Here is a 10,424-nt window from a genome sequence, read left to right on the forward strand (position 1 = left end):
AACTAATAGGAAAAGGTAAGAAAAAAACAGGTGGGTTGTTATGCGAAATTCTCATGTAGCATCAATCATCATTTTTCTTGCCTTTTTTATTTGTTTTTTGGAGCCTTCCACATCACAAGCATTTGGCTGGGGGTATAAAAAGAATTCAGAGCATAGAATACCTGAAATCGGCTCATACCAACAGTTATTGGAGAAATACGGCGCCTATTATGTGGATGACTCTGGTGCTAAAAACATCTATCTTACCTTTGATAATGGATATGAACAGGGGTATACGGCAGAAATACTGAATGTGTTAAAGAAGGAATCTGTACCGGCAACATTTTTTGTGACGGGTCATTATGTGAAAAGCGAACCGGAACTAATTAAGAAAATGGTGGATGAAGGTCATACAATCGGGAACCACTCCTATCATCACCCCGATTTTACGATATTGACCAAGGATGCAATAAAGAAGGAACTTGAAACACTTGAATCGGCAGTCGCAGAAGTTAGTGATCAAAAGGAAATAAAGTTTTTGCGCCCACCAAGGGGTGTGTTTAATGAAAACACATTGCAGTGGGCAAATGAACTGGGTCTTGTCCATATTTTTTGGTCCCTTGCTTTTACGGATTGGGATGTTAGTAAGCAGAAAGGTTCGGAATACGCCTATGATCAAATTATGGCTCAAATGCACCCAGGTGCCATTGTTCTGCTCCATGCGGTTTCGTCCGATAACGCAGAAGCGCTGGAACGTATTATCCAAGACTTAAAAAAGCAGGGGTATACATTTAGAAACTTGGACGATCTTTTAATAAGTAAAATGCTTCCCAAAGGTTTGTATGGTTTATAAATGACAAAAAACGTGTGCTGACTGTATAAAAGTCAGCACACGTTTTTTACTTGTATTCAACGAGGGTATTCGTCCAAGAACTAGGTGAATCCTAATTACTTATTTCAATTTTGTTTTTCCCAGAATTTTTAGCTTGATACAAGGCCATATCGGCATTTTTTAGGATGGAAACTGGAGTCGCTTTTTCATCCGATACAAGCGCAATTCCAATACTGGCTGTTATGTTGAACATGTTATTTTTATAATACCATGGTTCCTGTATCGTCTTGTGAATTCTTTTGACGATTTTTAGCGCATTTTCTTTCGTGTGAATGTCTGCAAGGATTACGGCAAACTCATCTCCACCTAGTCTCGCTGCTGTATCTTTCTTTCGGAGGCTGTTGCTCAATCGTTTAGCTGCAATTTGAATGACTTTATCACCGATATCATGGCCCATCTGATCATTAAATTGCTTTAGGTCGTCGATATCAATCATTAAAACAGCAAGGCCATTTTTGGAAGATGTCATGGTAGTCGTAAGTTTTTGATTGAAGTATCTCCGATTAGGCAAACCAGTCAGCACGTCATGCATAGCAAAATACTCCAATCTGGTTTCGTACTCCTTTTGCTGCGTTATATCTCTCGTAATCAAAGCGAGATGGATTAATTTCATATTTTCATCAAATACTGGAGTTCCCGATAATTCAACCCAAATCCATCCATTGAATTTATGCTTTTGCTTAAACTGTAATGTGCATGATTTATCATCATTAATTGCTGTACTTAGCACGTCAAGCAGCTTCATTTGATGTTCGGGATGGATAATATTTATATAAAGCTCATCAAGCAACTCATTTTCATCAAAGCCAAGATTTGCCTTATAGGAAGGCGATGCATATATGATACTCCCTTCATTATCCAAAAGGGTGATTAAATCATGTGAATGTTCCGCAATAATTCTGAACCGCTTTTCACTTTCATTCAGCTTTTCATAAACCATTTTGTTTTCCAATTTAGCGATTCTTTCTTCCGTAATATCTGTCACCAGTGCAACAATGTTGGTACATACGCCGTGTTCATTGCATAATGGTGTCAGTTTTGTTTCAGAATAATGCGTGTCACCCATAGGAGAAAGATAACAGTCATGGTAGATTAACGTCTTTTTTGTTTCGGCTACTTGCATATATTTTTCGTAAAAGTAATCGGACTTTTCTTTATCATCAGCGTAAACCGCCTTGATGCTACTGCCAATAATGTCCAGGGTCAGGCCAGTATTTTTCATAGCAGCGAGATTGATAAATTCATAGTATAAATCCAAATCTGCGTCTACACGAATAACGAATATCATGTTTTGTATACCATTCATTAAAACTTCTTCATATATGAATCCGGACGAGTTACTCATGCAGCATCTTCCTTCTCTTTATATCAAAGATAGTATATCAAATTCGATTGCAGTATTATAGTCCTATTTTTCAATCAATTATTAACGTACTTTTTTCTCAGGAAATTATATCACATAGGATATCAAAGCGATATATAAATTTACTAAGCCCCCGTCAAACGGGAGAGAGCCCCGGTCAAACGGGAGAGAACCCAGGCCAAACGGGAGAGAACCCAGGCCAAACGGGAGAGAGCCCCGGTCAAACGGGAGAGAGCCCCGGGCGAAACGGGAGAGAGCCCCGGCCAAACGGGAGAGGGCCCCGTCCAAACGGGAGAGAGCCCCGTCCAAACGGGAGAGACCCCCAGCCAAACGGGAGAGAGCCCCGTCCAAACGGGAGAGAACCCCGCCCAAACGGGAGAGGACAATTTTTTTCAATTGAAACAAGTAATGATAGTGCCAGTATTACAAAAAAACAATCCAAAAAAAAAACAAAATACTTGAAAGTCAAAAAAGGTCAGAGTATAATAAAATCAAGGTCAAAGATAGTCAAAGTCAAATAAAACTAAAATTAATCATATAAAATAAGGAGGAATGAGAAATGCAATGTCAAAAATGTGGTACGAATCAAGCAACTTTAAATGCTCAAATGCAAATTAATAACCAAAGAATGGAAATGCACCTTTGCAATGACTGTTTCCAGGAGGTGCAAGATAAAATGATGAATTCCAATGACTTTTTCTCCAATACTCCATTCGGAAACTTCAACGATGGATTCGCTAATAACTTTTCCCAAGGTAATGGTGGAAGCAAAATGGGAACAAAATCAAAGCAAAAAGCAACTAAAGGAAATGGTTTGATTGATCAATTAGCCAAAAATATTACGGATGCAGCAAGATCCGGGAACATTGATCCGGTAATCGGTCGTGATAAAGAAATTAAACGTGTAGTTGAAACGCTAAATAGAAGAAATAAAAATAATCCTGTCCTGATTGGTGAACCTGGGGTAGGTAAAACAGCTATCGCAGAAGGACTGGCTGTTCGGATTGTTGAAGGAAATGTACCGGCAAAATTGCTTAACAAAGAAATCTATTTGCTTGATGTCGCTTCACTCGTAGCCAATACAGGAATCCGCGGTCAATTTGAAGAGCGAATGAAAAAGCTGATTGAAGAACTGCAGGCGAGAGAAAATGTTATTTTGTTTATCGATGAAATTCATTTGATCGTCGGTGCTGGAACTGCGGAAAGCTCACAAATGGACGCAGGAAACATTTTAAAACCTGCCCTGGCACGTGGAGAACTGCAATTGATAGGTGCGACAACTCTGAAGGAATACCGTCAGATTGAAAAGGACCCTGCATTGGAAAGACGTTTGCAGCCCATCATCGTTAATGAACCTTCCATGGAAGATTCGATTAAAATTTTAAACGGTATTAAGGATCGTTACGAAAAATTCCATGAAGTTCGCTACTCTGATGAAGCAATCCAAGCTTTCGTAACGTTATCCAGCCGTTATATCCAGGATCGCTTCCTGCCAGACAAAGCAATCGATTTGATGGATGATGTAGGATCCCGTCTGAATCTCGCTAATGCTCAAAAGGATTCTTCAACACTGAAACAACGATTGGAAGAGGTTGTAAAAGAGAAGCAGGAAGCAGCAGACAAAGAAGATTATGAACGAGCTGCGAACTTACGCTATCAGGAAATCCAGCTGCAAAAGCAATTGGATAAAGCTGTTGATGGAGAAAAGACGCTTGATGTAGATATCACAGACATTCAATTGATTATTGAAGAAAAAACAGGAATTCCAGTTACAAAAATGCAGGCAGATGAGCAAGAAAAAATGAAAAATATTGCTGTAAATCTGAGTAAGAAAGTCATTGGACAGGATGAAGCTGTCAATAAGGTTGCCAAGGCTATCCGCCGCAGCCGTGCAGGACTGAAATCCAAAGATCGTCCAATCGGTTCCTTCCTGTTTGTTGGACCGACTGGTGTAGGGAAAACAGAGTTAACGAAAGTACTAGCCGAAGAACTATTCGGTACGAGAGATTCGATGATTCGCCTTGATATGAGTGAATATATGGAGAAACATGCCGTATCAAAAATTATCGGTTCACCACCAGGATATGTCGGACATGAAGAAGCAGGACAATTAACGGAACGTGTCCGTCGGAACCCATATTCCATTCTATTGCTGGATGAAATTGAAAAGGCACATCCGGATGTTCAAAATATGTTCCTGCAAATCATGGAAGATGGACATTTGACTGACTCTCATGGCCGAAAAGTAAGTTTTAAAGAAACAGTGATTATCATGACAAGTAATGCTGGTACCGGTGTGAAATCGGTAAATGTCGGCTTTAACAGTAACAGCCACGAATCCGTATCAACGCTTGAGAACTTGAGCGATTACTTTAAGCCAGAGTTCCTGAACCGTTTTGATGCAATCGTCAACTTTAATGAACTGAAAGAAGATCACCTATTGCTAATTGTTGATTTAATGCTTTCAGAGCTTGAAGCTAATGTAGAAGAGAACAATATTACAATTACCATCACGGATGAAGCAAAACAGGAACTTGTTCGATTGGGTTATGATTCCCGATTTGGTGCGCGTCCTTTACGTCGAGTAATTCAGGACAAAATTGAGGACCAGCTGACAGATCTGATTCTGGAAGAAGACACGATTGAAAACATTCATGTTGATGTTATAGAAGATGAAATTGTTGTCCAAAAAGCATAAATGGAAAACCGCTGACTCGTTCAGCGGTTTTTTATTTACATGCAAAAACATTCGCCCAAAAGCTTGGTTGTCGCCATGCCTTTCGTTGACAACCTTAGTTGCACTTATGCAAATAGGAAAGTTTTATACTTTTCTATTTGCAAAAAAATACAACTCAAATGATATTAAAATTGACTGATAAAATGGCAATCGAAAGTCTTCTAAATTAGAAGGCTTTTATTATTAAAAATGGTAAGGATATCGTTAAGGTTTTTTTTACATTAATAATATATGGTAAGATAACTTTGTGAAATTATTTAATTAAACTAACTGGTGCATAGTTCAAAAAGAATAGTATGACAACAAACCCATTGGTCTTTTTACCTCTTTACGGCATAAGAAAATAAAGATATAATTATATCAAGAAAGTGATATAAGGAGTGTGCGTTTATGATTATTAAGCCATCAGCAGTATTGAGAAATGATTACGCTTCGATATCCAATCTTGCAAAGGAAACAAATGAGCCTATTTATATAACAAAAAATGGCGAAGGTGACATGGTTCTTATGAGTATTGAAGCTTTTGAAAAAAGGGAACAAATTCTACAGCTTCGTGCGAAAGTTCTTAAGGCTGAAGAGGAAAGAATCAACGGAGCAGAAATTCTTAGTGTATCGGAAGCGAGAAAAAGACTGAGTGAGCGAGCTGATGAAGTATAAAGTTAGAATTCTTCCTTCCGCATGGGAAGATTTAAAAATGATTCAGGATTATTATTCCATCCAGTTTGATGTAAGAATTGCAACGAAGGTTAGTAATTCCATACTAAACACAATCGAACGCTTGGAAGATTTCCCTGATTCAGGTTCTTTAACTCCAGATCCGTGGTTAAACGAGCAAGGCTACCGTATGGTAATTTCTAAAAAGCACGTAGCAATTTATCGCAAGATTGATGATACAATCTATATTTATCATATTGCAGATACGCAAACAGAATACACGAAGTTATTTTATTAAGAGTAAATTGGCGTTATTCTTTGGTTAAGAAATTGATTTTTGATAAACATCATTAAATTAGTGAGTGTAATAGTTGAACAAGTGATCCTAATAGGGTCGCTTTTTTTATGCTATTAAGAATTGAATTTTATTATTGGAATTTTACGTTAGTATTTAAGAAGCTATTGATCTAAAAAGGGGGAATGAGTGTTAACAAGGCTGTTTCAATGAGCGCGTGCGATAGCTTAAAAAAGCTAAGCCGATCTATTTAGCGTAGCTCTTCATTATTCTAAAAATACTTTCTATAAAACTCTTGCCGAAGTCTTCCACTTAATTGAGCATAAATTCTTGTTGTTTCACTTTTTTCGTGACCTAACAGGCTTTGGATCACTTCTAGTGGAGCTCCGTTATTCAATAGATGTGTTGCGTAACTGTGCCTTAATTGGTGAGGATGAATGGTCTTATTTATTCCTGCACGTTTGGAAATCCGCTTAATAATATATCTCATTTGAGCGATACTCATCCTATGTGGAGAACGTTCGGTAACGAAAATAGCTGGATCATTGTCGTCTCTAGTATCTAAATATTTCTTTAACCAAATATCGCAACGTATATTGAAGTACACTTCTCGTTCCTTGTCTCCCTTTCCAAGAACAATAGCAGATTGATTTCCCCAATTAATACTATTCCTGTCCAATGAAATAATTTCTCCTATTCGGCATCCAGTAGAGAACATAAATTCAAATAAGGCTTTCTCTATCGGAGTAAAACACGCATCCCTAAGATACTCAATTTCTCTATCAGTAAGAAACTTTGGAATCCGTTTACCTACCATTGGTTCCTTTATTTTACTAGCAGGATTTAACTCAATGATGCCTTCCTCGTGTGACCATCGAAATAAGGAACGTATAAATCTGATAAGATGAGACAAACTTGATGGTTTTAAATTATTACTAGACTCAGCTAAATAATTCTTCAGTTGTAGGGTTGTTATATTACTAATATTGATGTTCCCCAAATAATCAATAAGTAGTTTAGCTTGTAGCCTATAAGCATTTAATGTTTGTACAGAAAAACCCTCGATTTTCTTATCTGCCTCATACCCCTTTGCTGCATCCGATAATAACATATTGTTCACTCCCAAAATTATTATTATCAACATCATTTCCAAATTGTCGAATAAGATAATTTTCTTAAATAATTCTGATGAAACGAATGAAAGATAATGTTAGAATCAAGCTAAGTTATTGAATTAAAGGGGCAGGTTTGTTTAACAAGAAGAATATCAATGAGAGGGAGAATATAAAGATATTTTCCGTTGCATAAATTCTTCCATGTATTTCGCATGGCAGCTTGCTGCGATGCGCTTGAGTTTGGCCGTGGTTGAAACTGTCAATGCAGCTCATATCACTTTATAAGCATATAATTTTAAAGTTATAAACTATATTGATATAATTAAATTAATCGAGATTGCTATTACTTTAATTAAGAGTAATGGAATGATGATTAGATTAGGTAACTTTAAACATTAGGAGAATTTGAATGTTTAAGTTAACAATCTTAAAAAATAAGGGAAGGTGTAATAAATGAAAGCATGGCAAGTAATAGGAGCTAAGAAGCCTCTCACATTAAATGAAGTCAATCCACCAACTGCTGGACCTGGTCAGGTCGTTATTAACGTTAAGGCTGCGGGGATTTGCCACACTGATGTCAGCTACCTCGACGGAACTCTAACTCACTATGTTGGAGAACTGCCACTAACTCTCGGACATGAGATTGCGGGAACCATAGATAGTCTAGGCGAAGGAGTTACTGGGTTCTCGGTAGGACAGCGGGTAGTAGCCACGGCGGATGTGGACGGACCCGGTACCCGAACCCATGGCGGTTTTGCTTCACAGGTGCTGGTCCCTGCTGAACTGCTTGTACCATTACCTGATGAAGTGTCCTTTGAACAGGGAGCTACTGCCACTGATGCTGGAATGACTTCGATGCACGCGTTAAATCTAGGTGAAGTCCGTAAAGGTACTAAGGTCGGAATCATAGGTGCTGGTGGTCTAGGATCTCTCGCGATTCAGTTCGCACTGGGAATGGGTGCCGAGGTCTATGTGGCCGAAATTAATGAGAATATCCATGACAATATCCGTAAATATGGAAATGTCGAGGTTGCCACATCCATCACTGAATTCGCAGACAAAGACCTCGAGGTCATCGTTGACTATGCAGGATTTGGCACCACGACCGCTGAAGCCATTGAGACTGTTGGTATGGGCGGGACAGTGATACAAGTTGGTCTAGCTCGTGAACAAGCGAACATCTCCGCACAGAGCGTGGTCTTAAAGAAATTGCGCTACTTGGGATCTCTCGGCGGAACTCCAGAAGATGTCGCAAACGTGATTAGCTTGATGGCTGAAGGCAAAGTAAAGTCTGACGTCAATACCGTTTCGTTCAATCAGATCGGAGATACGGTGGAAAAACTGGCTCGGGGAGAGACTACTGGAAGATCTGTCGCACTTATCGATTGATGAGACACACCCAAGACTGAGCTATCTGTTCTAGTTCTATTAAACAACATTTTGGTTAGAACAGTAACCGAATATAAATATTATGAGGAGAGCCTTTTGGTTCTCCTCATTTTTAGTTCTTTTAACAGATAGTCTATCATCTAAAGGAGAGAAGGAAAAATCTATTTGTATGTAAAATGTTTCACTTAAAGTATTGGGTGCTTTACTTGAAGATCGTTGAGCTGCCTGGGAGGCTCTTTCTTATTGAATGTAAAGGGGCAGAAGAGTTGAACAAAGTCCATAGGGCTATTTATGCTCAATTAGTAGGGATAACAGTCTGAGAGGGGGGAAGGAAAAATGAAACTAAGACTGGAATTGTTCGTGGAAGATATAGTTTGCCAAAGGAGACTAATAAAAGTTACATACCTGTTAGAAAAGATGAAGTGATTTTAGGCTTGGGAGAAATAAAGAATTTGCCTGAAAATCACCCTCTTAAAGCTCCTGATGGTCAACAAATTGGTTTAGGAGTTGAAATAGTTTTAGAAGTGGAAGACTTAAAAGCCATTTATAATAAAGTAGTTGGAAAAGAATATCCAATCCAGACTGAATTGACAAAAAGACCTTGGGGATTGGAGGATTTTAGAATAATTGACCCAGATGGATATTATCTAAGAATTACTTCAACAACGGAAAATGACTAATAATCATTGTTGTGCTAAAGGGTGCGATAATTCAAGAAGGATTATCGCTTTTTCTGTTGAAGTTATAGTATTAACTGGGCAGTTTAGTGGAATAAGAAATGTACTGATGTGAACCCACAATGGGAGAAGGAGATTTAAAAGACACAAGGAAACTTCAACGGACACACTGAAAACCAATTAAAAGTAATCTCTGAAATTAGTACAATTTCTAAGAGAATTGGAATTGAGTTTTGGTTACGTGGCGGATGGGCAATCGATTTTTTACTTGGAAAGATTACTCGTCCACACGATGATATTGATTTAGTAACGTGGATAAAAAATCGGGAACGTTTAGAAGATGAACTTGGAAAGGCTGGATATGAGACAACATTCGTTAAAGAGGAATTTCGTGATAGGCAGTCTGATTTTTGCAAGGAAAATGTAGAAATTACATTTTCCTATATAACCCGAACAGATGATAAAAACCTTATTATGAATGGATTACCTGAATGGATTTGGAGACCAGACTCTTTGCTTGCTCAAAATTTTGTTTTGAACGGAATATCGGCTAAGGTATTAAACCCCAAACAACTTTTGGAAGAAAAAGAGGTCTATGAACAAATTGGTCGTTTACCACGACAAAAGGACTTAGAAAGCAAAAAGATATTATACCAAATAATTGAAGAGACATTGTTTTAATATGAGATTGTGAAAAATTGTACTTAAAGTAACGGGTGCGTTAGCATAAGTACCTTGATTTGACTATTTCGCAATCGGGCCAGATTGTGTAATAAGAATATGTAAAGGGGGGAACAGAATGGATGCTTTAATGTTAGAAGGATGGACACCGATATTGCTCATTGGGATTGTTGTTGCTATTATCATCTTTTTTATATCTCGTAAGATTTCTAGAAAAGCTCTAATTTTAATTTCCATTGTATTGAGTTTAGTTTGTGTCGGAATCGTAATTTACAGCATAGAAGCTGTTGGTGGTTGGGAAGATGTGGGAATAGGATTTGTTACGTTCAGTGGTTTCCTTGGAATATGGGTAGGTACCATAATTGGAGTGATTATTAAAAAATAAATATGTAATGTAATTTGTTCAATTAACTGGTGCTAAATTCAAAGGAAGGCTTGGATTTTATGGGAATTATAGATAAGACGCATAAACCTGATTATGTCCTTGAGTATTATATGATCTGTGTTTTTTCTATACTAACATTGAGGAAAATAAACAGAGTTGAAAAATTGAAAGTGAAATTTAGAAAAAGGAAAGAAGAGAACTCTTATAGAAATATGTAACTACAATTAGATAATATTTTTGCTATCTGTTGCTTTAAC

10 protein-coding genes are annotated in these 10,424 nt (G+C 37.7%); 8 read left to right on the plus strand and 2 right to left on the minus strand.

Annotated elements, in window-relative coordinates:
- The first annotated feature begins 40 nt into the window (after positions 1 to 40).
- A complete protein-coding gene (gene pdaA, locus MN204_RS19770) occupies positions 41 to 832 on the plus strand; it encodes a delta-lactam-biosynthetic de-N-acetylase (RefSeq protein ID WP_249872805.1) in 792 nt (263 codons plus the stop codon).
- A 91-nt stretch (positions 833 to 923) separates the two neighbouring features.
- Here pdaA and MN204_RS19775 read toward each other — a convergent pair whose 3' ends face one another.
- Positions 924 to 2,216 (minus strand): diguanylate cyclase domain-containing protein, encoded by a 1,293-nt coding sequence (locus MN204_RS19775; RefSeq protein ID WP_249872806.1) that lies wholly within the window; start codon positions 2,214 to 2,216, stop codon positions 924 to 926.
- A 577-nt stretch (positions 2,217 to 2,793) separates the two neighbouring features.
- On the opposite strand from MN204_RS19775, the gene MN204_RS19780 reads away from it, so the two are divergent.
- The 3 genes from MN204_RS19780 to MN204_RS19790 all read left to right on the plus strand — a co-directional run bounded on the left by MN204_RS19780 (position 2,794) and on the right by MN204_RS19790 (position 5,923).
- Entirely contained in the window at positions 2,794 to 4,932 is a 2,139-nt protein-coding gene (locus MN204_RS19780; protein WP_249872807.1) for an ATP-dependent Clp protease ATP-binding subunit, read from the plus strand.
- Positions 4,933 to 5,361: 429 nt separating this feature from the next.
- Entirely contained in the window at positions 5,362 to 5,628 is a 267-nt protein-coding gene (locus MN204_RS19785; protein ID WP_249872808.1) for a type II toxin-antitoxin system prevent-host-death family antitoxin, read from the plus strand.
- Complete coding sequence (locus tag MN204_RS19790; protein ID WP_249872809.1) at positions 5,618 to 5,923, plus strand: type II toxin-antitoxin system RelE/ParE family toxin; 306 nt, start codon at positions 5,618 to 5,620, stop codon at positions 5,921 to 5,923. The genes MN204_RS19785 and MN204_RS19790 overlap by 11 nt, the downstream gene beginning before the upstream one ends.
- 268 nt (positions 5,924 to 6,191) lie before the next feature.
- On the opposite strand, the gene MN204_RS19795 is transcribed toward MN204_RS19790, so the two are convergent.
- Positions 6,192 to 7,031: a tyrosine-type recombinase/integrase gene (locus MN204_RS19795; protein WP_249872810.1), complete on the minus strand. Its 840-nt coding sequence runs from the start codon at positions 7,029 to 7,031 to the stop codon at positions 6,192 to 6,194.
- 457 nt (positions 7,032 to 7,488) lie between these two features.
- Here MN204_RS19795 and MN204_RS19800 point away from each other — a divergent pair, with 457 nt between their 5' ends.
- From MN204_RS19800 to MN204_RS19820, 4 genes are all read left to right on the plus strand, one after another.
- On the plus strand, positions 7,489 to 8,424 hold the full coding sequence (locus MN204_RS19800) for a zinc-binding dehydrogenase (RefSeq protein WP_249872811.1): 936 nt from the start codon (positions 7,489 to 7,491) through the stop codon (positions 8,422 to 8,424).
- A gap of 374 nt (positions 8,425 to 8,798) precedes the next feature.
- Positions 8,799 to 9,104 carry a VOC family protein gene (locus tag MN204_RS19805; protein WP_249872812.1) on the plus strand — a complete coding sequence of 102 codons (306 nt, stop codon included), beginning with the start codon at positions 8,799 to 8,801 and terminating at the stop codon, positions 9,102 to 9,104.
- Positions 9,105 to 9,299: 195 nt separating this feature from the next.
- Positions 9,300 to 9,782, plus strand: coding sequence for a nucleotidyltransferase domain-containing protein (locus tag MN204_RS21755; RefSeq protein ID WP_438804720.1), 483 nt, complete (start codon positions 9,300 to 9,302; stop codon positions 9,780 to 9,782).
- A gap of 118 nt (positions 9,783 to 9,900) precedes the next feature.
- Positions 9,901 to 10,167, plus strand: a complete 267-nt coding sequence (locus tag MN204_RS19820) for a YesK family protein (RefSeq protein WP_249872814.1) — start codon at positions 9,901 to 9,903, stop codon at positions 10,165 to 10,167.
- Positions 10,168 to 10,424 lie beyond the last annotated feature (257 nt).

Origin of the sequence: Oceanobacillus saliphilus (genome assembly GCF_023522835.1) — a bacterium.
Lineage (GTDB): Bacteria > Bacillota > Bacilli > Bacillales > Amphibacillaceae > Oceanobacillus > Oceanobacillus saliphilus.

Excerpts from the sequence above, each read along its gene's own strand:
- MN204_RS19800 (WP_249872811.1), top strand. The coding sequence starts at position 7,489 with ATGAAAGCATGGCAAGTAATAGGAGCTAAGAAGCCTCTCACATTAAAT.
- MN204_RS19780 (WP_249872807.1), top strand. The coding sequence starts at position 2,794 with ATGCAATGTCAAAAATGTGGTACGAATCAAGCAACTTTAAATGCTCAA.
- MN204_RS19785 (WP_249872808.1), top strand. The coding sequence starts at position 5,362 with ATGATTATTAAGCCATCAGCAGTATTGAGAAATGATTACGCTTCGATA.
- MN204_RS19790 (WP_249872809.1), top strand. The coding sequence starts at position 5,618 with ATGAAGTATAAAGTTAGAATTCTTCCTTCCGCATGGGAAGATTTAAAA.
- pdaA (WP_249872805.1), top strand. The coding sequence starts at position 41 with ATGCGAAATTCTCATGTAGCATCAATCATCATTTTTCTTGCCTTTTTT.
- MN204_RS19775 (WP_249872806.1), bottom strand. The coding sequence starts at position 2,216 with ATGAGTAACTCGTCCGGATTCATATATGAAGAAGTTTTAATGAATGGT.
- MN204_RS19820 (WP_249872814.1), top strand. The coding sequence starts at position 9,901 with ATGGATGCTTTAATGTTAGAAGGATGGACACCGATATTGCTCATTGGG.
- MN204_RS19795 (WP_249872810.1), bottom strand. The coding sequence starts at position 7,031 with ATGTTATTATCGGATGCAGCAAAGGGGTATGAGGCAGATAAGAAAATC.